General features: G+C 70.3%; 25 protein-coding genes. 9 read left to right on the top strand and 16 right to left on the bottom strand.

Translation table 11 applies throughout. The features are described 5' to 3' along the window. Window positions 1–32 precede the first annotated feature (32 nt). On the bottom strand, window positions 33–1,007 hold the full coding sequence (locus tag QGN30_RS10845) for a DMT family transporter (protein ID WP_029385420.1): 975 nt from the start codon (window positions 1,005–1,007) through the stop codon (window positions 33–35). A 403-nt stretch (window positions 1,008–1,410) separates the two neighbouring features. Here QGN30_RS10845 and QGN30_RS10840 point away from each other — a divergent pair, with 403 nt between their 5' ends. After that, on the top strand, window positions 1,411–2,748 hold the full coding sequence (locus QGN30_RS10840) for a DUF349 domain-containing protein (RefSeq protein ID WP_020188536.1): 1,338 nt from the start codon (window positions 1,411–1,413) through the stop codon (window positions 2,746–2,748). Here QGN30_RS10840 and QGN30_RS10835 read toward each other — a convergent pair. From QGN30_RS10835 to recA, 4 genes are all read right to left on the bottom strand, one after another. After that, window positions 2,745–3,362: an Rv2732c family membrane protein gene (locus QGN30_RS10835; RefSeq protein ID WP_014380609.1), complete on the bottom strand. Its 618-nt coding sequence runs from the start codon at window positions 3,360–3,362 to the stop codon at window positions 2,745–2,747. The two genes, QGN30_RS10840 and QGN30_RS10835, sit on opposite strands and share 4 nt — an antisense overlap. After that, on the bottom strand, window positions 3,350–4,807 hold the full coding sequence (gene miaB / locus QGN30_RS10830; RefSeq protein WP_230487580.1) for a tRNA (N6-isopentenyl adenosine(37)-C2)-methylthiotransferase MiaB: 1,458 nt from the start codon (window positions 4,805–4,807) through the stop codon (window positions 3,350–3,352). The genes QGN30_RS10835 and miaB overlap by 13 nt, the downstream gene beginning before the upstream one ends. Before the next feature lie 132 nt (window positions 4,808–4,939). After that, the gene (gene recX / locus QGN30_RS10825; RefSeq protein ID WP_009955855.1) at window positions 4,940–5,461 is read right to left on the bottom strand and encodes a recombination regulator RecX; all 522 of its coding nucleotides are present in this window, start codon (window positions 5,459–5,461) and stop codon (window positions 4,940–4,942) included. Then, window positions 5,427–6,479, bottom strand: coding sequence for a recombinase RecA (gene recA / locus QGN30_RS10820; protein WP_008258595.1), 1,053 nt, complete (start codon window positions 6,477–6,479; stop codon window positions 5,427–5,429). The genes recX and recA overlap by 35 nt, the downstream gene beginning before the upstream one ends. 230 nt (window positions 6,480–6,709) lie before the next feature. On the opposite strand from recA, the gene QGN30_RS10815 reads away from it, so the two are divergent. Continuing rightward, complete coding sequence (locus QGN30_RS10815) at window positions 6,710–7,369, top strand: (2Fe-2S)-binding protein (protein ID WP_248923158.1); 660 nt, start codon at window positions 6,710–6,712, stop codon at window positions 7,367–7,369. A 34-nt stretch (window positions 7,370–7,403) separates the two neighbouring features. Further along, window positions 7,404–8,042, top strand: coding sequence for a flavodoxin family protein (locus QGN30_RS10810; protein WP_008258599.1), 639 nt, complete (start codon window positions 7,404–7,406; stop codon window positions 8,040–8,042). Between the two features lie 10 nt (window positions 8,043–8,052). On the opposite strand, the gene QGN30_RS10805 is transcribed toward QGN30_RS10810, so the two are convergent. From QGN30_RS10805 to QGN30_RS10795, 3 genes are read right to left on the bottom strand one after another with little or no spacing between them, the layout of a single operon-like run. Continuing rightward, window positions 8,053–8,247: a DUF3046 domain-containing protein gene (locus QGN30_RS10805; protein ID WP_407558019.1), complete on the bottom strand. Its 195-nt coding sequence runs from the start codon at window positions 8,245–8,247 to the stop codon at window positions 8,053–8,055. 52 nt (window positions 8,248–8,299) lie between these two features. Then, window positions 8,300–8,572 carry a hypothetical protein gene (locus tag QGN30_RS10800; protein WP_026071291.1) on the bottom strand — a complete coding sequence of 91 codons (273 nt, stop codon included), beginning with the start codon at window positions 8,570–8,572 and terminating at the stop codon, window positions 8,300–8,302. 40 nt (window positions 8,573–8,612) lie between these two features. Further along, the gene (locus tag QGN30_RS10795) at window positions 8,613–9,779 is read right to left on the bottom strand and encodes a glycosyltransferase (RefSeq protein ID WP_036459457.1); all 1,167 of its coding nucleotides are present in this window, start codon (window positions 9,777–9,779) and stop codon (window positions 8,613–8,615) included. A 52-nt stretch (window positions 9,780–9,831) separates the two neighbouring features. On the opposite strand from QGN30_RS10795, the gene QGN30_RS10790 reads away from it, so the two are divergent. Together QGN30_RS10790 and QGN30_RS10785 are read left to right on the top strand one after the other, a co-directional pair. Beyond that, complete coding sequence (locus QGN30_RS10790; RefSeq protein WP_009956010.1) at window positions 9,832–10,263, top strand: limonene-1,2-epoxide hydrolase family protein; 432 nt, start codon at window positions 9,832–9,834, stop codon at window positions 10,261–10,263. A gap of 10 nt (window positions 10,264–10,273) precedes the next feature. Next, window positions 10,274–10,675, top strand: coding sequence for a DUF5313 domain-containing protein (locus tag QGN30_RS10785; protein WP_008258606.1), 402 nt, complete (start codon window positions 10,274–10,276; stop codon window positions 10,673–10,675). Between the two features lie 32 nt (window positions 10,676–10,707). Here the strand turns inward: QGN30_RS10785 and pspM are convergent, their stop codons facing one another. The 4 genes from pspM to pgsA form a co-directional block, all read right to left on the bottom strand. Further along, window positions 10,708–11,517, bottom strand: a complete 810-nt coding sequence (gene pspM / locus QGN30_RS10780) for a phage shock envelope stress response protein PspM (protein ID WP_014380614.1) — start codon at window positions 11,515–11,517, stop codon at window positions 10,708–10,710. A gap of 9 nt (window positions 11,518–11,526) precedes the next feature. Further along, entirely contained in the window at window positions 11,527–12,354 is an 828-nt protein-coding gene (gene pspA, locus QGN30_RS10775; protein ID WP_008258608.1) for a phage shock protein PspA, read from the bottom strand. A gap of 134 nt (window positions 12,355–12,488) precedes the next feature. Then, a complete protein-coding gene (clgR, locus tag QGN30_RS10770) occupies window positions 12,489–12,851 on the bottom strand; it encodes a transcriptional regulator ClgR (RefSeq protein ID WP_233042804.1) in 363 nt (120 codons plus the stop codon). A gap of 116 nt (window positions 12,852–12,967) precedes the next feature. Beyond that, window positions 12,968–13,558: a CDP-diacylglycerol--glycerol-3-phosphate 3-phosphatidyltransferase gene (gene pgsA, locus QGN30_RS10765; RefSeq protein WP_008258610.1), complete on the bottom strand. Its 591-nt coding sequence runs from the start codon at window positions 13,556–13,558 to the stop codon at window positions 12,968–12,970. A gap of 38 nt (window positions 13,559–13,596) precedes the next feature. On the opposite strand from pgsA, the gene QGN30_RS10760 reads away from it, so the two are divergent. Beyond that, a complete protein-coding gene (locus QGN30_RS10760; protein ID WP_014385393.1) occupies window positions 13,597–14,130 on the top strand; it encodes an amino-acid N-acetyltransferase in 534 nt (177 codons plus the stop codon). Between the two features lie 24 nt (window positions 14,131–14,154). Here QGN30_RS10760 and QGN30_RS10755 read toward each other — a convergent pair whose 3' ends face one another. Next, window positions 14,155–16,647 (bottom strand): DNA translocase FtsK, encoded by a 2,493-nt coding sequence (locus QGN30_RS10755; RefSeq protein WP_248923159.1) that lies wholly within the window; start codon window positions 16,645–16,647, stop codon window positions 14,155–14,157. Window positions 16,648–16,815: 168 nt separating this feature from the next. Between QGN30_RS10755 and QGN30_RS10750 the strand changes: the two genes are divergently transcribed. Genes QGN30_RS10750 through QGN30_RS10740 form a run of 3 tightly spaced genes read left to right on the top strand, consistent with a single transcriptional unit; the run spans window position 16,816 to window position 18,838 of the window. Then, window positions 16,816–17,130, top strand: a complete 315-nt coding sequence (locus tag QGN30_RS10750; RefSeq protein ID WP_008258613.1) for a putative quinol monooxygenase — start codon at window positions 16,816–16,818, stop codon at window positions 17,128–17,130. Further along, a complete protein-coding gene (locus QGN30_RS10745) occupies window positions 17,130–17,960 on the top strand; it encodes a mycofactocin-coupled SDR family oxidoreductase (RefSeq protein ID WP_008258614.1) in 831 nt (276 codons plus the stop codon). The genes QGN30_RS10750 and QGN30_RS10745 overlap by 1 nt, the downstream gene beginning before the upstream one ends. A gap of 5 nt (window positions 17,961–17,965) precedes the next feature. Beyond that, window positions 17,966–18,838 carry an SAM-dependent methyltransferase gene (locus QGN30_RS10740; RefSeq protein WP_014380619.1) on the top strand — a complete coding sequence of 291 codons (873 nt, stop codon included), beginning with the start codon at window positions 17,966–17,968 and terminating at the stop codon, window positions 18,836–18,838. Between the two features lie 4 nt (window positions 18,839–18,842). On the opposite strand, the gene QGN30_RS10735 is transcribed toward QGN30_RS10740, so the two are convergent. The 3 genes from QGN30_RS10735 to thyX form a co-directional block, all read right to left on the bottom strand. After that, a complete protein-coding gene (locus tag QGN30_RS10735; protein ID WP_009955241.1) occupies window positions 18,843–20,519 on the bottom strand; it encodes a ribonuclease J in 1,677 nt (558 codons plus the stop codon). Window positions 20,520–20,538: 19 nt separating this feature from the next. Beyond that, complete coding sequence (dapA, locus tag QGN30_RS10730) at window positions 20,539–21,441, bottom strand: 4-hydroxy-tetrahydrodipicolinate synthase (RefSeq protein WP_014385397.1); 903 nt, start codon at window positions 21,439–21,441, stop codon at window positions 20,539–20,541. 166 nt (window positions 21,442–21,607) lie between these two features. Beyond that, window positions 21,608–22,360, bottom strand: a complete 753-nt coding sequence (gene thyX, locus QGN30_RS10725) for an FAD-dependent thymidylate synthase (RefSeq protein WP_009955239.1) — start codon at window positions 22,358–22,360, stop codon at window positions 21,608–21,610. Window positions 22,361–22,384: the final 24 nt, after the last annotated feature.

The following is a 22,384-nucleotide window of genomic DNA, read 5'->3' as shown; positions in this document are numbered from 1 at the left end:
CTAACGTGATCGGGCCGCCACCAGCGAACCAGTCAGCAGCGTGGGCCGTCGGCGACCACCAGGCACTCGCCGTAGGGACCGAAGCTCTCTTCGGCGGACGCGTCCCGGGCCCGCTTTCTGCGCGGTGCGCCCCCACTGGATTCGGTCCGGTCGACGGCCGCGGCCTCGCCGCGCGCCAGCGCGATTGTCGCGACGATCACCACCGACACCGCGGCGACCAGCACGAACGACTCGGCCCCGCTGGCGTTGACCGTCTCGCCCAGCACCAGCACTCCGAGCAGCCCCGCGACCACCGGCTTGGCGACCGTCATCGTCGGCAGCGACGCGGTCAGCGTGCCGGCGCGGAATGCCGATTGCTGGAAGATCATCCCGGCCAGCGCCACCAGCAGCCAGGGCACGAACTCCGGCGAGGTCAGCACGCGCGCGACGCCGTGCTCGGACATCTCGACGATGCCCTTGGTCAACACCGCGAACAGCGCCAGCGAGGACCCCGCCACCACCGCGAGCAGCACCGCCGCGAACGGGCTGCCGGACCAGATTCGTGCGGCCACCACGCAGCCCACCAGCAGCGGCGCCATGACCAGGGCCACGATGATCCAGGTCTGCAGCGGCGCGCGCTGGTGGCCGGACTCCGGGTCGCCGACGATGATGACCACCGCCAGCCCGGCCGCCAGGACCAGCGCCCAGATCCATTCCCGCGGCTTGACCCGATGATGGGCGAGCCGCGCGTAGATGGGGAGCGCGAACAGCAGCGCGGTCACCTGCAGGGCCGTCACCATGACCACCGAGCCCCACGCCAGGGCGGCGGCCTGCAGGCTGTAATTGGTGACCGCGGCCATGCCGCCGAGCCACCATCGCGCGTCGCGCAGCGACATGCGGAACAGTTCGAGGTGCCCGACCTGCTTGTCGGTGATCTCGTGCGCGGAGCGCTGACGGATCACGTCGCCGATCGCCGATGCCAGCGCCGCGCACAAGGCAATCAACGCTGCGACATCAACTTTCGACATATCCCCGACCCCCAGAGCTCACGACCGTCCGACCCAGCTTTCCCCGGGGCGCAAGCAAATACACGCACATTTCGCGTTCAGTTCAGATACAAATCTATGACGTTTCACACGTCCGGCCGCGCCGCGGGCGATCCTTCGATTATTACTTCAGCAATCTATGTGACCGCTTGGATAACTCTAAGAGAACATCACAGGTAGCGCGAGCCGACGCGGCCGCCCCGGTTCCCCGCCCCGAATACCAAGGTGGCGGCGTGTGGGCGCGCAAGCTGCTTGAATACTGTTAGGCGCCTGCTGGGAAAACCCGGGTGGGACGTCCGCAGATGCAAGAGACGGTGCCGCTACGCGCGGCAGGCGCGCGGTACGCCAACCGCGCGGAAGGTTGCGAAAGGGTAGTGACGAGCGCATGACGGCTGACCAGCCTCGCGACGAATCGGCCCGGCCGGTGCCGCGCCCGGGGCCGCGTCCCGGTCCGCGGCCCGCGGGCTCGGGGTCGCGGCCGGCCGCTCACCCGGTCGTGGTGCCGCCCCCGCCCAGCGATCCGCACCAGTTCGGGCGCGTGGACGACGACGGCACGGTGTGGCTGATCAGCGCCGCCGGCGAGCGGGTCGTGGGCTCCTGGCAGGCCGGTGACCGCGAAGCGGCGTTCGCCCACTTCGGCCGGCGATTCGACGACCTCGCCACCGAGGTCACGCTGATGGAGGAGCGGCTGGCCTCGGGCACCGGGGACGCGCGCAAGATCAAGGCGCACGCGTCCGAGCTGGCCGAGACGCTGCCGACGGCCGCCGTGCTGGGCGATATCGACGCTTTGGCCACCCGGCTGGCCAGCATCGCCGAACACGCCGAGGCGACCGTCGCCGCGGACCGCTCCCGGCGCGAGGAACATCGGGCCGCCCAGACCGCGCGCAAGGAGGCGCTGGCCGCCGAGGCCGAGGAGTTGGCCGCCACCGCGACGCAATGGAAGGCCGCCGGCGACCGGCTGCGCGCGATCCTCGACGAGTGGAAGACCATCACCGGCCTGGACCGCAAGGTGGACGACGCGTTGTGGAAGCGCTATTCGGCGGCCCGCGAGGCCTTCAACCGGCGGCGGGGAGCCCATTTCGCCGAGTTGGATCGGGAACGCTCGGGAATCCGCCAGGCCAAGGAGCGGCTGTGCGAGCGGGCCGAGGAACTCTCCGATTCGACCGACTGGACGGCCACCAGCGCGGAGTTCCGCAAGTTGCTTACCGAATGGAAGGCGGCCGGGCGGGCGACCCGGGAGGTCGACGACGCGCTGTGGCGGCGCTTCAAGGCCGCCCAGGACGTGTTCTTCACCGCCCGCAACGCGGCGACCGCGGAAAAGGACGCGGAGTTCCGCGCCAACGCGACGGCCAAAGAGGCGCTGCTGGCGGAGGCCGAAAAGCTGGACACCAGCAATCACGACGCCGCTCGGGCGGCGCTGCGCTCGATCGTCGAGAAGTGGGACGCGATCGGCAAGGTCCCGCGGGAGCGCACCGCCGAGCTGGAGCGCCGGCTGCGCGCGGTCGAGAAGAAGGTGCGCGACGCCGGCGAGGCGGATTGGTCGGATCCCCAGGCGCAGGCCCGGGCCGAGCAATTCCAGGCGCGCGCCGAGCAATACGAACAGCAGGCCCAGAAGGCCGCGGCGGCGGGCCGGGCCAAAGAGGCCGAAGAGGCCAAAGCCAACGCCGAACAGTGGCGGCAGTGGGCGCAGGCGGCCGTGGAGGCCCTGAGCCGCAAGTCCTAGCTGCCGCCGCCCGATCCGGTACCGCTTGCGGGATCGTCACGCGGGCGGTCCAGGTCGTCCAGCAACGAGGTCGACTGCTGCTGGGAGGCGGCGCGGCGGCGCTGCTCCTCGGCGGCGAGCTGCACGATGGTGCGCTGCCACACCACGCGCGCCCAGTGGTAAATGAGCAGTAGCACGGTGATCCAGGCGACGATCAGGCCCCACCCCGGCCCCGGGTGCCCCGCGGCCACGGTCTGACGCGACCAGATCGCCAACATGCCCGCCGCGCCCGCGATCGCCGAGCCGGCGAGCGCAACCCAGGCCAGCGCCCAGCGCCGGGTCACCAGCGCCAGCATCGAAAAGCCCACGCCGAAGACCAGCGCCAGCCAGGCGAACACCCGCGACGGCAGCGCGACCGCGGCCGCGCCGGCGCCGTGGCTGCCGAACAGCACGTCCCAGCCGCGCACATCGCCGGTGTGCGGCAGGATGAACGACCCGAGCAGCACGAACACCAGGATCGACACGAAGAACCCCCGCGGGCCGGGGTCGATCCCGCGCGCCACCCGGCGTTCGGCGGCCTCGATCTCGGTGCGCAGGGCGCCAAGTTGTGTGTCGTCTTTTTTCATCGTGCACATCCCAAGGGTTGGGCCGGGCCGGCGGGCGGACCGACGGCGGGCATGCCCAGGCCGATGCCGCGCGGGCGCCGCCCTGCGGCGTGCGCGTCACCCGCCCGGGTGCGGCGGTGGGTCAGGATGCCCGCGTCGGCGATGAGGTGGTGGGGTGCGGCCCCGGTGACCACCGTGGTGATGACGTCGCCGGGGCGCGGCCGGGTGTCGGCGGACCCGCGGGCCGCGTCGCCGACGGCGAAGTGAACCAGCCGGCCGTCGCGCGCCCGCCCGCTCATCCGGGCGGTGGCGGTGTCCTTGCGCCCCTCGCCGGTGGCGACGAGCAGTTCGACGGTTTGGCCGACCAGGGCCTGGTTGCCCTGCAGCGAGATCTCCTCCTGCAGCGCGACCAGCCGCTCATAGCGTTCCTGCACAACGGCTTTCGGTAGCTGACCGTCGAGGTCGGCGGCGGGGGTGCCGGGCCGCTTGGAGTACTGGAAGGTGAAGGCGGCCGAGAACCGGGCTCGGCGCACGACGTCCAGCGTGGCGGCGAAATCCTCCTCGGTCTCACCCGGGAACCCGACGATCAGATCGGTGGTGATGGCGGCGTGCGGCATCGCCGCCCGGACGCGGTCGATGATGCCGAGGTAGCGCTCGGCGCGATACGAGCGCCGCATCGCGCGCAGCACCCGGTCGGACCCGGATTGCAGCGGCATGTGCAGGGCGGGGCACACGTTCGGCGTCTGCGCCATGGCCTCGATGACGTCGTCGGTGAATTCGGCCGGGTGCGGCGAGGTGAACCGCACCCGCTCCAGCCCGTCGATGTCGCCGCAGGCGCGCAGCAGGCGGGCGAAGGCCCCGCGGTCGCGCGGCAGCGCGGGATCGGCGAAGGACACCCCGTAGGCGTTGACGTTCTGGCCCAGCAGCGTGACCTCGAGCACGCCGTCGTCCACCAGCGAGGCGACCTCGGCCAGGATGTCGTCGGGGCTGCGGTCGACCTCCTTGCCCCGCAGCGACGGCACGATGCAGAACGTGCAGCTGTTGTTGCACCCGACTGAGATGGAAACCCAAGCGGCGTAAGCGGATTCGCGGGCGCTGGGCAGCGACGACGGGAATTCCTGCAGCGCCTCGGCGATCTCGACCTGGGCGACCTTGTTGTGCCGGGCCCGCTCGAGCAGCGTGGGCAGCGACCCGATGTTGTGGGTGCCGAAGACGACGTCGACCCACGGCGCCTTGCGCAGCAACGCATCCCGGTCCTTTTGCGCCAGGCAGCCCCCGACCGCGATCTGCATCTCGGGATCGTCGCGCTTGCGCGGCGCCAGGTGGCTGAGGTTGCCGTACAGCTTGTTGTCGGCGTTCTCGCGGACCGCGCAGGTGTTGAACACCACCACGTCGGCGTCGGCGTCCTCGGCCGCCCGCTGGTATCCGGCCGCCTCCAGCAGGCCCGCCAGCCGCTCGGAATCGTGGACGTTCATCTGGCAGCCGTAGGTGCGGACCTGGTAGGTGCGCGCCGGTGCGGCGCCCCGCGCCACCGCCTCTCGCACCGTCGAAGTCACGGGGCCATGGTACGGCGGGCGGTCGGCGCGGGTGAAACCGCACGTCACCGCCTAGACGCGGCGGCGCTCCCGCTCGGCGGCCAGCTCGGCGAACACCACCTCGCACGCCAGGTTCTGGCTGTAGCCGCGGCGCGCCAGCATCCCCACCAGCCGGCGAGTCACCCGGGCGTCGTCGTCGTTCAGCGTCTCGCGGCGCAGCTTGGCCCGGACCAACTGTTCCGCCCGGTCCCGCTCGGCCCCGGCGTCGATGTCGGCGAGCACGGTGGTGATCACGTCGTTGTCGACGCCCTTGGTGTGCAGCTCCGCGGCCAAGGCGCGCTTGCTTTTCCCGGCGTGCGCGCGGCGGGACCGCACCCACTGTTGGGCGAAGTCGGTGTCGTCGATCAGGCCGACGGAGGCCAACCGGTCGAGCACCCGCTCGCTGACGTCGGCGGGATAACCGCGCTGGGTCAGCCGGCCGCGCAGCTCGGCCCGGGTGCGCGCTCTCGCGGTGAGCAGGCGCAGGCACAGCGCCCGCGCCTGCTCCTCGCGGGAGGGATCAGAAATCGACGGGGGCGGGCAGGACGCTGTCATCGGACAAGTCATCGGTCACGACCGCGCCAATGCCGAGCTTTTCCTTGATCTTCTTCTCGATCTCGTTGGCCACTTCGTCGTTCTCCATCAAGAAGGTGCGGGCGTTCTCCTTGCCCTGGCCGAGCTGCTCGCCCTCATAGGTGAACCAGGAACCGGACTTGCGGATGAAGCCCTGATCCACACCCATGTCGATCAGCGAGCCTTCCCGGCTGATGCCCCGGCCGTAGAGGATGTCGAACTCGGCCTGCTTGAACGGCGGCGACACCTTGTTCTTGACGATCTTGACCCGGGTGCGGTTACCCACCGCGTTGGTGCCGTCCTTGAGGGTCTCGATCCGGCGAACGTCCATGCGCACCGAGGCGTAGAACTTCAACGCCTTTCCACCCGTGGTGGTCTCGGGGCTGCCGAACATCACGCCGATCTTCTCGCGCAGCTGGTTGATGAAGATCGCGGTGGTGCCCGAATTGTTCAGCGCGCCAGTCATTTTCCGCAGCGCCTGGCTCATCAGCCGGGCCTGCAGGCCGACGTGGCTGTCCCCCATCTCGCCTTCGAGCTCCGCGCGCGGCACCAGCGCCGCCACCGAGTCGATGACCAGGATGTCCAGGGCGCCGGAGCGGATCAGCATGTCGGCGATCTCGAGGGCCTGCTCCCCCGTGTCGGGCTGGCTGACCAGCAGGGAATCGGTGTCCACGCCGAGCTTCTTGGCGTACTCCGGGTCCAGGGCGTGCTCGGCGTCGATGAAGGCCGCGACGCCGCCGGCGGCCTGGGCGTTGGCCACGGCGTGCAGGGCGACGGTGGTCTTACCCGAGGATTCCGGGCCGTAGATCTCCACGACCCGGCCGCGGGGCAGGCCGCCGATGCCCAGGGCCACGTCCAGTGCGATGGATCCGGTCGGGATGACCGAGATCGGCTGGCGCATCTCGTCGCCGAGACGCATTACCGAGCCTTTGCCGTAGCTCTTTTCGATCTGGGCCATCGCCAGTTCGAGAGCCTTCTCGCGATCGGGGGCTTGCGCCATGGTGTCTCTCCTATAGTCGGTGTTCGTCTGACCGGTATCGGTCGGTTGGCGGTGACACTAGAGAAGCCCACCGACAAGTTGACTGGCCGAACGCTCCCCACACTAGCCGAACAGGTGTTCGATTCAAGTCTGACACGCCGTTCATCGCCATCGCGTGTGGCAACATCGGCCACCGAAAGGCGTCGACGGGGCTTCGCGGCGGATTTCCTCAAGAGGCGGGCGACGACGCGATGGACATCTCCACCGAGCTGGCCGAAACGGCTTCCTATGGAGGCTTTTTCGCCCTGACCGTCGGCGGCGACGCGGCGGGATGGCATCCGGTCACCCAGTCCTACGCCGACGGCTGCGCCGACCTGATCGACGCCACCGCCCGGCGCTACCGCACGACCGACCTGCGGATCGGCGCCTCGCTGGTTCACCTCGGCCACGCCACCCGGCTGTGGTCGCCGGTGCTCGCGTGCGCGATCGGCCACGGCGTCCTCCCCCGGCTCGACGACCTGCAACGCGCCGACGACGGCGCGCAGCTACGACTGCCCCGACCCGTTGGGATGCCCGCCGATTCACCGGACGCGCTGTATCGCGCCGTGGTGAGTGAGCACATGCGCCCGCTCGCCGCCGGCCTGCGGGTCAAGCTGGCGCCGGCGCTGCTCGCGGGCAACATCGCCTCCGCGCTGGTGGGCGCCGCGCGGGCGCTGCTGACGGCGCGGCCCGACCTGCGCCGCGCGATCACCGAGACCACCCGGTCCCTGCTGGACACCGGCGCGCTGGCCGGATCCGGCGTGATCACCGGCCCGCGGCTGGGCTTCCGGCGCCGCAGCTGCTGCCTGTTCTATCGCCTGCCCGACGGCTCGTCGTGCGGCGACTGCGTGCTGCACCGGACGCCGCGGTAGGGCCGGGCGCCGTTTGGTGCCGCCGCGCCGGGGTATGTGGCCCACCATGGCCCCGACCTCAGCACCGTCCCTGCGCGCCCTCGCGCTGGTCTGCTCGTTGAAGAAGAGCCCCGCGCCGTCCAGCAGCGACCTGCTCGCCGACCAGTTGCTCGATCAGCTGCGCGGCGCGGGCGTCCAGGGCGAGAAGGTGCGATGCGTGGACCTGGCGCTGCTGCCGGGTGTCGAGGCCGACATGGGCCCGGGCGACGAGTGGCCGGCGGTGCTGACCAAGATCAAGGCGGCCGACATCGTCATCGTGTCGACGCCCACCTGGGTCGGGCACATGTCCAGCGTCGCGCAGCGCGTCCTGGAGCGCCTGGATGCCGAGCTGTCCGACACCGACGACGCGGGACGGCCGGCAATGGTGGGCAAGGTGGCCCTGGCCGCGGTCGTCGGCAACGAGGACGGCGCGCACAAGATCGTGGCCGACCTCTTTCAGGCGCTCAACGACATCGGGTTCTCGATCGCCGCGCAGGGCTGCACCTACTGGAACGGCGAGGCGATGCAGGGCACGGACTACACCGACCTCGACGACGTCCCGGACGCGGTCGCGTCCGCCACCGCCAACGCGGCCCGCAATGCCGTGCACCTGGCCACGGTGCTGCGGCAAAACCCTTATCCGGCATACGAATAACGCGCGCGAGTCACCACTGCTCGTGGGGCACGTCGAAGTCGACGCACAACGCCCGCCAGACGTCGCGGGGCTCGATGCCCTCCTCGATGGCCTGGGCGGCCGTCCGGCCGTCGAAACCGGTCAGCACGTGATCGACCAAGACCGATGACCCGTAGGTGGAACCGAAGCGCAGCACCACCCGCTCGTGAAACTCCGTTAGCCGCACGCCAGTGAACATACCCAGCGGGCATGGATCGGACACCGGCGCGCGACGCCGGTCATCGCCAGCTGGCCGGCAGGTCGATGATGTGATTCGGGCAGTCCTCCTGGACCGCGAGGGACATGGTGTCGCGGGCGTGTTGCGCCGACATCGTGGCGCGCAACCGCATGAAGGCGTATTCGGCCGGCGCGAGTCCCTGCTCGGCGGCGGCGGGATCGTCCATCAATTGACAGGCCTGCTGTTCCTCGGGGCTGTCGGCGCGCGCGACGCCCGCCCCGAACACCGGCCCCGCCAGCAGGGCGCCGGCCGTGACCGCCGTGATCATCCTCATTGCGTGCCTCCCGCCGAAGCATAGGGCCGTGCGGGGCGGGTCATCCGGCCACCGCCAGTGCGTCGTGGCACACTGCGACCGGGTCGGCGACGTCGGCGATGCTAGCGGCGGCCCGCCGCGCCGCGGCCCGGTAGCCCGGCGCTGCCAGCACGTCGTTGACCGCGGCCACCAGCGCGTCGGCGCTCAGCGGACGAACCAGCCGCGCGCTGCCCTGGCGGACGATCCGGTTGGCGATCTCCCACTGGTCGCCGCCGCCGGGCACCGCGACCAGCGGCACCCCCGCCAGCAGCGTCTTGGCCACCATGCCGTGCCCGCCGCCGCAGATCACCACGTCGGCGTGCGTCAGCAACTCGGCCTGGCTGCCCAGCCCGGCCACCGCCCACGGCGGCACCGTCAGCTCCGCCCCGCCCAGCCGCGAGACCACCACCCGCGCCCCCGGCGGCAGGGTGTCCCCCGGTATCAGGCAGGCCAGCGCCACCTCGGCCAGGCCTTCGGTGCCGGTCGACGCGGTCGACGGCGCGACCACGACCACGGGCCCGGACCCCGCGGGGATGTCCAGCGCCCGGTCGGTCGGCTCGAAGTGCAGCGGGCCCACCAGCACCGCCTCCGGCGGCCAGTCCGGGCGGGGCACCTCGCACGCGGGCAGCGTGGCGATCAGCCGTCGCAGCGGACCGGGGTCGGCGGCCGGCAAGCCGATCTCGGTGCGCACCGCCGCGCGCTGCCGCAGGCCCGCCCGCCAGGAGCGCGCGGTGAGCGCGCGCATCGCGGCGTCGCGCAACCGGCCCCGGATGCCGGTCCCCGGCGCCAGCCCGCTGCCGATCGGGGGCAGGCCCTTCGACGGCAGGTACAGCGGATGCGGATTGAGCTCGATCCACGGGATCCCCAACAGCTCGGCGGCCATCCCGCCGCCCGCGGTGATGACGTCGGAGACCACCAGGTCGGGCGCCAGGTCGCGCAGCGCGGGCACATTGAGCACGGCCATCCGCGCGGCGCGCCGGTGGATCCGGGCCCCGGCGTCGACGTCGTCGTCGGTGGCCACCAGCCCGTCCAGCGCGACGGCGTCGATGCCGGCGCCGCGGGCGGTGTCGATCCATTCGGCGCCGGTGAACAGCGTGGGCTCGTCGCCCGCCTCGGCGAAGCGCCGGCACAGCGCGATCGCCGGGAACGAATGCCCGGGATCGGGCCCGGCGACCACGGCGACACGCATCGGGTTCACCCTGCCACAGCGCCCGGCCGCCACGCTCGCCTACGCTGGCAAGATGACCGAGCTGACTGGGACAACCGTGGCGAACACCCGCACGGTCGAGGGATTCCTGAACGCGCTGCAGGACGCCGATTACGAGGCCGCCGATGCCGCTTTGGCCGACGACCTCGTCTACGAAAACGTCGGCCTGCCCACCATCCATGGCCGCGCCAGGGCCATGAAGCTGTTTCGCCAGATGGAGGGCCGCGCGGCCTTCGAGGTGAAGATCCACCGCATCGCGGCCGACGGCGGCGCGGTGCTCACCGAACGCACCGACGCGCTGATCTTCGGCCCCCTGCGGCTGCAGTTCTGGGTGTGCGGCGTGTTCGAGGTGCACAACGGGCGAATCACGCTGTGGCGGGACTACTTTGACTTCTTCGACATGCTCAAGGCCACCGCGCGCGGCCTGGCGGCGCTGGTGGTGCCGTCGCTGAAAGCGGCGTTCTGAGCGGGGCACGATGATAAACCGGGACGCCGCCCGCACGCGGCCGAATTTCTGGCAGTTCGTCCGCTATTGCTGCGGTGGCCGGCTACCGGACTCGATGCGCGACTGGGTGCGCAACGACCTGGCCGGCAAGGGCGCGAGCGCGCGGATGATGCGCCGCGTGGCGGTGCCGGCGGTGGTGGTGCTGGCGCCGTTCTGGTTGATCCCGACGACGCTCGACGTGCATCTGAGCATGACGCTGCCGATTCTCATTCCGTTCGTGTACTTTTCGCACGCGCTGAACAAGGTGTGGCGGCGCCACATGCTGGCCGTGCACGATCTGGATCCCGAGTTGGTCGACGAGCTGGCCCGCAAGCGCGACGCCCGCATGCACCAGTCGTACATCGAGCGCTACGGCCCGCGCCCGGAAGATTAGCCCGACGGTGACGACCCGCTGAGCCCGGAAGACTAGCCGGCGCCGCGCAGTCCGCCGAGTTCGTCGAACGCCTGCGCCCAACCGAGCAGGCGGTCGGTCGCCCCGGCCAGCTCCGCGCGGTAGCGCTGCGACTCGGTGAGCCCGTCACCGTTGGCCGAGGACACCAATTGCGCTGCGGCGGTGACCATTTCGTTGTATTGGCGAACGCCGGCGCTCAGTTGCGCGGTGAACGCGTTGATGGTGGGCACCAGATACGACCGCGACTGTTCGCTGGCCTGCGCCGCCCGCTCCATCGACACCACCTGCGCGGCCGTGGACGCCATGGCCGCCGAGGTCTTGGTGGCGGCCGCGGTCAGGTCGCGGATCTCGGCCGTCGGCAACATCGCGCCCCGCTCCAGCACGGCCACCAGCGAGAAGAATCCGCGCTCAGAGGCCCCCAGCGCGTACATGGCGGGGCGCGCCGCCGAACCCGGCGGCGGCAGCCGGCGCGCGGTCGTGGTCCGCGGTACCGGCAGCGGCTCGGACCGCAGCCAGCGGTAGCGCAGCAGCAGCAAGGTGGCCGGAATGGCCATGACGACCGCGACCCCGCCGGTGATCTCCAGCAGCAACGCGAACCATCCCCAGGCCGCGAGCAAGATGGTCACCACCGCCCAGAACGCGCACCCGGCGGCGAAGATCAGGCCCCACCGCAGCGCGCGGCGGCGACGGCGCAGCTGGCGTGCGCGCGGATCCGCGGCCGCGCTGATCTTGCGGGCCACCAGGTCGGAAACGTCGGCGGCGGTGGCCAATCCGCGGTGCAGCAGCGCGCGCCACAGGCGGGGCCGCGGCGCGTTCACCGCCATGAGACCGGACTACTGGCCAAGTGGCTTCTCGCTGACCGCACCGCCGGCGCTCTCCGCCGGCGCCGGAGTGGCGGGCGTGGTCCCCGCCGCGGGCGTCCCCCCGGTCGGCAGCGCCTCGCCGCGCATGGAGGCGCGGATCTGCTCGAGGCGGGAATGGCCGGCCATCTGCACGCCGGCCTGCTCGACCTCGAGCATCCGGCCCTGCACCGAGCCCTGCGCCAGCTCGGCGGCCCCGATCGCGTTGGCGTAGCGGCGCTCGATCTTGTCGCGCACCTCGTCGAGGCTGGGGACGTTGCCCGGGGCGGCCAGATCGCTCATCGACTGCAGCGAGGCGCTGACCTGTTCCTGCATCTTGGCCTGCTCGAGCTGGCTGAGCAGCTTGGTGCGCTCGGCGATCTTCTGCTGCAGCACCATGGCGTTCTGTTCGACCGCCTTCTTGGCCTGTCCGGCCGCGTTCAGCGCCTGATCGTGCAGCGTTTTGAGGTCTTCGACGCTTTGCTCGGCGGTGACCAGCTGGGCGGCGAACGCCTCCGCGGCGTTGTTGTATTCGGTGGCCTTGGCGGCGTCCCCGGCGGCGGTGGCCTGGTCGGCCAGCGTCAGGGCCTGACGCACGTTGACCTGAAGTTTTTCCACGTCCGCCAGCTGACGGTTGAGCCGCATCTCGAGTTGCCGCTGGTTGCCGATGACCTGCGCGGCCTGCTGGGTCAGCGCCTGGTGCGTGCGTTGCGCCTCCTCGATGGCCTGCTGGATCTGCACCTTGGGGTCTGCGTGCTCGTCGATCTTCGCGTTGAACAGCGCCGTGAGGTACTTCCACGCCTTGACGAACGGATTGGCCATGAGTTAGCTCCACCTTCGCTTCCTGAGGGGCCGGATGGTTCCGGATCGACCCTGACGGGCCGCGCGCCTGACGCTCAATTTAGTGGGTCGGCGCCGATCGCCCCACCCCTTGCGCGGCATCGGCCGACCGGCGCTCAGGCCAGCGCGAGCGTCGCCACCGGCGGAATGACGACCTTGGTGCTGACGTCGATGCTGCTGCCCGCGGCCGCGTCGGCGGGCACGCCGACGGGCGCTTCGACGGGGGCCCGCTCGTGGGCCCGTTCCTGGCCGGCCATCCGCTCACCGGCGTCGGTGAGAACCGACGACAACGGGACGTCCAGCGCGTCGCAGATCGCATTGAGCAGCTCGCTCGACGGCTCCTTGCGGCCGCGCTCGACCTCGGACAGATACCCGAGGCTCACTCGCGCCGAATCGGACACCTCACGCAGCGTGCGGCCCTGTGTCGTGCGGGCCTCGCGCAGCACGTCGCCGATCACCTCGCGCACCAATGGCGGCATCCCGCCCTCCTTCGTCCAGTCGGCCCTGCGCGGCACGTCGTCAGCTTGCCTCCGGCAGGTGCTCATTAGGTGAACGCCGTCAGCGGCGGTCTGGTTCCCGCTCGGCGGCCAAAGAATCAGCCGTTCGTGCGGCGCAGTTCCCGAACGGTCGAGACCACGTAGTCGATCCCGGTGATCACCGTCAGCACGATCGCCGCGCCCATCACCACCGCGGCGGCCACCCGGAACGGTCCCCCCAGCGGCAGGACGAACAATCCGATGGCCAACACCTGAACGACGGTCTTGAGCTTGCCGCCCCAGCTGGCCGGGATGACGCCGCGGCGGATCACGGCCAGCCGCAGCACGGTGACCCCGAATTCGCGAACCAGGATCACCACGGTGACCCACCACGGCAGCTCCCCGAGCATCGACAGGCCGATCAGCGCCGATCCCACCAGGGTCTTGTCCGCGATCGGGTCGACGAACGCGCCGAATTCGGTTGCCATGCCGTAGTTGCGGGCCAGCAGGCCGTCCAGCCGATCGGTGATGCACGCCACCGCAAAGATCAGGAACGCCACCACCCGGAAGCCGGGCTCCTGGCCGTCACCGGCGAACAGGGCGAGCAGAAAGACCGGGACCAGCACCAGCCGCAGCAGCGTCAGCGTGTTGGCGAGGTTGGCGATGTTCGCGCGGCCTACCACCGGACCGGTCTGCGGCTGCCCCGACACGGCAACAGAATAACCGTTGACCAGCGTCGCCGTTCCCGATGCCGATACTGTTAGCCGTGAGCACAAGTCCACAGGGCTACCGGCCGCTGGTGCGGCGAGCGCGAACGTCCGACGTTCCCGCCATCAAACAACTGGTCGACACCTACGCGGGCAAGATCCTCCTCGAAAAGAACCTCGTGACGCTCTACGAGGCCGTTCAGGAGTTCTGGGTGGCCGAGCACGAGGGCCGCGTCGTCGGTTGCGGCGCGCTGCACGTGCTGTGGGCCGACCTCGGCGAGGTGCGGACCGTCGCGGTGAACCCGGCGATGACCGGCCACGGCATCGGCCACGCGATCGTCGACCGGCTGCTCGAGGTTGCCCGCGAGTTGGCGCTCAAGCGGCTGTTCGTGCTGACGTTCGAGACCGAGTTCTTCGCGCGGCACGGGTTCACCGAGATCGAGGGCACGCCCGTCACGGCCGAGGTGTTCGAGGAGATGTGCCGCTCCTACGACATCGGTGTGGCCGAGTTCCTGGACCTGAGCTACGTCAAGCCGAACATCCTCGGCAACTCCCGGATGCTGTTGGTGCTCTAACCGGCCCGGAATTCCACGCTCGCGCTAGTCGGGGTCGGGGTCGCCGCCGTCGGCGTCGGCGCCGCCCCGGATCAACGCCAGCGTCCCGGCCAGCTCGTCGGGCTTGATCAGCACCTCGCGCGCCTTGGACCCCTCCGACGGCCCGACGATGCCGCGGGTCTCCATCAGGTCCATCAGCCGGCCGGCCTTGGCGAAGCCGACGCGCAGCTTGCGCTGCAGCATCGAGGTGGAGCCGAACTGGCTGGACACCACCAGCTCGACGGCCTGCAGGAAGATGTCCATGTCGTCGCCGATGTCGGGGTCGACGTCGGTGCGTTCCCCGGTGGGCTTGGCGGTGGTGACGCCCTCGGTGTACTCGGGTTCGGCCTGGTCCTTGCAGGCGGTGACGACGGCCTGGATCTCCTCGTCGGTGATGAAGGCGCCCTGCAGCCGGATCGGCTTGCCCGCGCCCATCGGCAGGAACAGGCCGTCGCCCATGCCGATCAGCTTCTCCGCGCCGGCCTGGTCCAGGATCACCCGGGAATCGGTGAGCGACGACGTGGCGAACGCCAGCCGCGACGGCACGTTGGTCTTGATCAGCCCGGTGACCACGTCCACCGACGGGCGCTGGGTGGCCAGCACCAGGTGAATGCCTGCGGCGCGGGCCTTTTGGGTGATCCGCACGATGGCGTCCTCGACGTCGCGGGGCGCGGTCATCATCAGGTCGGCCAGCTCGTCGACGATCGCGACCACGTACGGGTAGGGCCGGTATTCGCGCTGGCTGCCCAGCGGCGCGGTGATGGCGCCGGAGCGGACCTTCTCGTTGAAGTCGTCGATGTGGCGCACCCGCGACGCCTGCATGTCCTGGTAGCGCTGCTCCATCTCCTCGACCAGCCATGCCAGCGCCGCCGCCGCCTTCTTGGGCTGGGTGATGATCGGGGTGATCAGGTGCGGAATGCCCTCGTACGGCGTGAGTTCCACCATCTTCGGGTCGATCAGGATCATCCTGACCTCTTCCGGGGTGGCCCGGGCCAGCAGCGAGATCAGCATCGAGTTGACGAAGCTGGACTTACCGGATCCGGTGGAGCCGGCGACCAGCAGGTGCGGCATCTTGGCCAGGTTCGCCGAGATGAAGTCGCCCTCGATGTCCTTGCCCAGCCCGATCACCAGCGGGTGATGGTCGCGCCGCGTCGACGGCGCGGTGAGCACGTCGGCCAGCCGCACCATTTCGCGGTCGGTGTTGGGCACCTCGATGCCGACGGCGGACTTGCCGGGGATGGGCGCCAGCATGCGCACGCTTTCGGTGGCCACCGCATACGCGATGTTCTTCTGCAGGGCGGTGATCTTCTCGACCTTCACGCCCGGGCCCAGCTCGACCTCGTAGCGGGTGACGGTCGGTCCGCGGGTGCAGCCGGTGACCGCCGCGTCGACCTTGAACTGGGTCAGCACCTCGGTGATGGCGTCGGCCATGACGGTGTTGGCGGCGCTGCGCTTCTTGGGCGGGTCCCCGGCCACCAGCAGGCTCAGCGACGGCAGCACGTAGGGGCCCTCGACGACCCGGTCCAGCTCGATGGTGTCCTGCTTGTCCGCCGACCGTCCGCGCTTGCGGCCCCGCGCCGCGCCGGGCTCTGAGCCGGGTTGCAAGGCGGGTTCGGGAACGGTGGGGATGTCGTCCTGCAGCGCGGCCTGGGCGTCGTCGTCCGGCGACCACGGCGCCGGCTCGCTCGACGCGTCGTCGGGTTCGGCGTCGTCGAACTCGTCGGCGTAGTCGTAGGGCTCGTCGTCGTAGTCCTCGTCGACGAACCGCGTGTGGAACAGGTTGCGCATCACCACGGGCACCTCGCGGATCGTGGTGCCCGTCAACAGCAACAGCCCGAACATGAAGCCGATGAACAGCAGCGGCGCCGCGATCCACGGGGTGAGCCCGTCGGCGAGCGGCCCGCCGATGGCGAAGCCGATGAATCCCGCCGCGCGCCGGCGCGCCTCCGGGTCGCCCGGCGAGCCCGACCACAGGTGACGCAGGCCGAGCACCGACAGGGTGATCAGGCTGGCGCCCAGGATCAGCCGGGGCCGCACCTCGGGGTCGGGCTCCGTTCGCATCAGGGTCACCCCCACCGCGGCGGTGACGACGGGCAGTGCCAGCACGCCGGCGCCGATGAAGGTCCGCACCAGGGTGTCGATCCACGCCCCGACCGGCCCGGCGGCGTGGAACCACGAGCTCGCGGCGACCACCACGGAAAAGCCCAGCAACAGCAGCGCGATGCCGTCGCGGCGGTGGCCGGGGTCGATGTCGCGGGCCCGCCCGATCGACCGGGCCGCGCCGCCGGTCCCCCGCGCGGCCATCAACCAGGTGGCGCGCAGGGCGCAGCCACAGGTCAGCCCGATTCCGACCAGTGGTGAGCGGTTTCGGCGGCGGGCGGGCTTGCTGGGCTTCCTGCGGGGCGCCGCTGGTCGCGCGCCGCGGGACCCGCCCGCGCGCGAAGGGGCCTTTGACCTGCTCGTTCGGCTTGCGGAGCGGGCGGCGGTCTTACTGGGCATGACGGCAAGGGTAGTCGCAACGGCATCATCTACACCACCCGCCACACTGGTAACCGCCCGGCTTGTGCGGCATGTGGCGGGTCGGCTCCCCGGCCGCGTGAGTAGGGTGACATTTCGGTGAGCGAAGTCGTGCTCGTCACCCGTCCCGGAGCGCCCAGGAGGCCATCAATGCCCGTTGTCGTCGTCGCCACCATGACCGTCAAACCGGAATCGGTCGACACCGTTCGCGACATCCTCACCCGCGCGGTCGAAGAGGTGCACGACGAGCCGGGCTGTCAGCTGTACTCGCTGCACCACTCGGGCGAGACCTTCGTCTTCATCGAGCAGTGGGCCGACGAGGAGGCGCTCAAGGCGCACAGCACCGCCCCGGCGATCGGCAAGATGTTCAGCGCGGCCGGCGAACACCTCGACGGCGCCCCCGACATCAAGATGTTGCAGACGATCTCGGCGGGCGACCCGGCCAAAGGACAGTTGCGCCCCTGATGGCCCCCTCGTCGGAAGGCCCGCTCAAAGGCAAGGTCGCGTTCATCACCGGCGCGGCGCGCGGCCAGGGGCGCGCACACGCCGTGCGACTGGCTGCCGACGGCGCCGACATCATCGCCGTCGATCTGTGCGACCAGATCGCCAGCGTCCCCTACTCGCTGGCCACGCCGGAGGACCTGGCGGCCACCGTGAAGCTCGTGGAGGACACCGGCGCGCGCATCGTGGCCTCCCGTGGCGACGTCCGCGACCGCGAATCCCTGTCGGCGGCACTGCAAGCGGGGCTCGACGTGTTCGGCCGCCTTGACATCGTGGTGGCCAACGCGGGGATCGCTCCCATGCAGTCCGGTGACGACGGCTGGCACGACGTCATCGACGTCAACCTCACCGGCGTGTACCACACGATCAAGGCCGCGATACCCACGATGGTCAAGCAGGGCACCGGCGGATCGATCGTGCTGATCAGCTCGAGCGCCGGGCTGGCCGGCGTCGGCAGCCCGGACGCCGGTTCGGTGGGCTACGCCGCCGCCAAGCACGGGGTCGTCGGGTTGATGCGGGTTTACGCGAATCTGCTTGCCGGGCAGATGATCCGGGTCAACTCCATTCATCCGTCCGGTGTCGAGACGCCGATGATCAACAACGAGTTCACTCGCGAGTGGCTGGCCAAGATGGCCGCCGCGACCGACACGCCCGGCGCCATGGGCAACGCCATGCCGGTGGAGGTGCTGGACGTCGAGGACGTCGCCAACGCGGTGGCCTGGCTGGTGTCGGATCAGGCCCGCTACATCACGGGGGTCACGTTGCCGGTCGACGCGGGCTTCCTGAACAAGTAGCGGCCATGGCTCGAAATCCGGTAGCGCAGACGGCGTTCGGCCCCATGGTGTTGGCCGCCGTCGAGCAGAACGAGCCGCCCGGGCGCCGCCTGGTGGACGACGATTTCGCCGAGCTGTTCTTGCCCACCCCGCTGCGGTGGCTGGTCGGCGCGACGCGGTTCGCGCCGGTTCGTCGCCTGATGATCCGCGGCTCGGAGTTCACCGGCCCCGGATTGTGGGCGAACCTGGCCTGCCGCAAGCGTTTTATCGCCGACAAGCTCACCGAGTCGCTCGACGACATCGACGCCGTAGTCATCCTGGGGGCGGGGCTGGACACCCGCGCCTATCTGCTGACGCGTCGGGTCCGCATCCCGGTGTTCGAGGTCGACCTGCCGGTCAACATCGCCCGCAAGTTCAAGACGGTCCGCCGGGTGCTGGGTGAGCCGCCGCTGTCGGTTCGGCTGGTGGCGCTGAACCTCGAGCACGACGACCTGCTCACCGCGCTGGCCGAGCACGGTTATCGCACCGACTACCGGGTCTTCTTCATCTGCGAGGGCGTCACCCAATACCTGACCGAGGCCACGGTTCGCCGCACGCTGGAGGGGCTGCGCGCGGCCGCACCCGGCAGCCGTTTGGTGTTCACCTACGTCCGTAGGGATTTCATCGACGGCACGAATCGGTATGGCACCCGCACGCTGTACCGCAACGTCCGCCAGCGCCGGCAGCTGTGGCATTTCGGCCTGCAACCCGACGACGCCGCCGCGTTCGTCGGCGAGTACGGGTGGCGGCTGGTGGAGCAGGCCGGCCCCGACGAGCTCGCCGAGCGCTACGTCGCACCGACGGGTCGCAAACTCAAGGCGTCGCAACTGGAGTGGTCGGCCTACGCGGAGAAGACCTAACTGGTCAGACCTCGATGACGGTCGGCACGATCATCGGCTGGCGGCGGTAGGTTTCGCCCACCCACTTGCCGACGGTGCGCCGGACGCCCTGGGCGATGCGGCTCGGGTCGGTGATGTTCTCGGCCGCCAGCGCTTCCAGCTCCGCCTCGACCCTGCGCACGGCGGGCTCGAGCGCCTTGGGGTCCTCGGAGAAGCCGCGCGAATGCAGCTGCGGTGGGACCACCGGACGTCCGGTGCCGCGGGCGACCACAACGGTCACCGCCACGAAACCCGATGAGAGGATGAGCCTTTCGCCCAGCGTGATGTCGCCGACGTCGCCGTTGATCAGGCCGTCGACGAACATCTTGCCGACGGGCACCGCCCCGGCGATCGCGGCCTTGCCGGCGACCAGGTCGACGCTGACCCCGTTCTCGGCGAGCAGGATCGACTCCTCCGGCACGCCGGTGCGGGCCGCCAGCTTGGAGTTGGCGCGCAGCATCCGCCACGTCCCGTGCACGGGCATGACGTGGCGTGGCCGGATCCCGTTGTACAGGAACAACAGTTCGCCGGCGTAGGCGTGGCCCGAAACGTGAACGCGCGCTTGGGCGTTGGTGACGACGCGGGCCCCGATCTTGGCGAGCTCGTCGATGACGCCGTAGACGGCCTCCTCGTTGCCCGGGATCAGCGACGACGCCAGCACCACGAGGTCACCCGCGGTCAGCGTGATGCTGCGGTGCTCGCCGCGCGACATGCGCGACAGCGCCGACATCGGCTCGCCCTGGGTGCCGGTGGTGATCAGCACGACCCGCTCGGGCGGCATCATCTCGGCGGCGCCGATGTCGATCACGTCGGAATCGGCCACCCGCAAAAAGCCGAGCTCGCGGGCGATGCCCATGTTGCGCACCATGGAGCGGCCGACGAACGATACCCGGCGGCCCAATGCCACTGCGGCGTCGATGATTTGCTGGACCCGGTCCACGTTGGAGGCGAAGCACGCGACGATGACGCGGCCCTCGGCGCCGCGGATCAGGCGGTGCAGCGTCGGACCGACCTCGCTTTCCGACGGCCCGACGCCGGGGTGCTCGGCGTTGGTCGAATCGCACAGGAATAGGTCCACCCCGGCGTCACCGAGGCGGGACATGCCGGGCAGGTCGGTCGGCCGGCCGTCCAGCGGAAGCTGGTCGAGCTTGATGTCGCCGGTGTGCAGAACCGTTCCCGCGCCGGTGTGCACGGCGATCGCCAGCGCGTCGGGGATGGAGTGGTTGACGGCGAAGTATTGGCATTCGAACACGCCGTGGGTGCTCTTCTGGCCCTCGGCCACCTCGACGAACACCGGCTTGAGGCGGTGCTCACGGCACTTCGCGGCGACCAGCGCGAGGGTGAATCTCGAACCGACGACCGGGATGTCGGGGCGCAGCTTGAGCAGGAACGGAATGCCGCCGATGTGGTCCTCGTGGGCGTGGGTGAGCACCAGCGCCTCGATGTCGTCGAGCCGGTCCTCGATATGGCGCAGATCCGGGAGGATCAGGTCGACCCCGGGCTCGTCGTGGGTGGGGAACATCACCCCGCAGTCGATGATCAACAGCCGGCCCAGGTGTTCGAAAACCGTCATGTTGCGGCCGATTTCGCTGATGCCGCCCAGCGCGGTGACCCGCAACCCTCCAGTGGCCAATGGGCCTGGCGGGGCGAGGTCTACATCCACTTCTCGGACGCTCCTTGGGTCACCTGAGCACCGACGCCGCGCGCATATCGGCGGCCAAGGCGTCGATTTGCTCTGGCGTAGCGGGCATTTGGGGCAGCCGGGGATCGCCGACGTCGATGCCCTGCAGGCGCAGGCCGGCCTTGGACAAGGTCACGCCGCCCAGGCGCGCCATCGCGTCGCACAGCGGGGCGACGGTGGAGTTGATCTTGCGGGCGGTGGCGATATCCCCGGAGTTGAAGGCGGACAACATTTCCCGAAGTTGATTGGCCGCCACGTGGGAGATCACGCTGATGAAGCCGGTGGCGCCCATGGCCAGCCACGGCAGGTTCAGCGCGTCGTCGCCGGAGTAGTAGGCCAGGCCGGTCTCGGTGATGATCTGGCCGCCGCTGTGCAGGTCGGCCTTGGCGTCCTTGATCCCGACGATGTTCGGGTGCGCCGAGAGTGCGCGGATGGTCTCGGGCTGGATCGGGATCACCGACCGGGGCGGGATGTCGTAGAGCACCACCGGCAATTCGGTCGCGTCGGCGACGGTGGTGAAATGCGCGATCAGCCCGCTCTGGGGCGGTTTCGAGTAGTACGGCGTGACCACCAGCAGCCCGTGCGCGCCTTCGGCCGCGCAGGCCTTGGCCAGCCGGACGCTGTGCGCGGTGTCGTAGGTGCCCGCGCCGGCGATGACGCGGGCGCGGTCGCCCACCGCCTCCAGCACGACGCGCAGCAGCTCCCGCTTCTCGTCGTCGGTGGTGGTCGGCGATTCGCCGGTGGTGCCGGAGACCACCAGCCCGTCACACCCCGCGTCGATCAGGTGGTTGGCCAGGTGGGCGGCGGTGGCGGTGTCAAGGGAGCCGTCCGGGCGAAACGGTGTGACCATCGCGGTCAGCACGGTTCCCAACCGCGCTGGGGCGTCGAATCCGGCCGTGCTCACGGTGTTCAGGTTACCTGGCGCCGGCAAGCAATTTCGCACCCGCACGAGCGCGCGTTGCCGCGACGCACGCCGGCTCAGCCGCCGCAGGAGTCACACCCGGGCGGGTGGCCGATAAGCGCCCGCCTAGCAGCGACGACGGCGTCTTTGAAGCGTCCCCGATGGTCGGTCAGGCTTCGGTCGCCAACGGGCTGGTCGCGACCTCGGTCCCGTCGGCCAGGGCGGAGATCTCGAAGTCGGCGAACACCGCCGGCGCCGCGCCCGCCAGTTGACGCAGGCATTCGATGGCAAGCCGCCGGATCTCCACGTCGGCGTGCTCGCTGGCGCGCATGGCGATGAAGTGGCGCCACGCCCGGTAGTTGCCGGTGACGACGATGCGGGTTTCGGTGGCGTTGGGCAGCACCGCGCGGGCGGCCTGACGCGCCTGCTTGCGCCGCAAGACGGCGTTGGGCTGGTCGGCGAACTTCGCCTCCAGCTTGGCCAGCAACTCGGTGTAGGTGGCGCGGCTGGCGTCGGCGGCCGCGGCCAGGATCTGCCGCAGTTCGGGGTCGTCTTCCATGCCGGGCGGCACGACGACGTGCGAGTCCGTCTCGGGGACGTAGCGCTGCGACAGTTGCGAGTAGGAGAAGTGCCGGTGCCGGATCAGCTCGTGGGTGCACGAGCGCGACAGGCCGGTGATGTAGAACGACACGCTCGCGTGCTCGAGCACCGAAAAATGTCCGACGTCGATGATGTGCTTGATGTAGCCCGCATTGGTCGCGGTCTTGGGGTTGGGTTTCGACCAGCTCTGGTAGCAGGCCCGGCCGGCGAACTCGACCAGCGCGGGGCCGCCGTCGGCGTCGGTGCTCCACGGGACGTCCGGGGGCGCCAGGAACTCGGTCTTGGCGATCAGTTGCACGCGCAGCGGCGCGATCTCGGCCACGGCGCCCACCTTAAGGCGTGCCGG

Source organism: Mycobacterium sp. 3-98 (assembly GCF_035918355.1).
Taxonomy (GTDB): domain Bacteria; phylum Actinomycetota; class Actinomycetes; order Mycobacteriales; family Mycobacteriaceae; genus Mycobacterium; species Mycobacterium intracellulare.
This window is presented reverse-complemented; position numbering and strand designations above follow the sequence as displayed.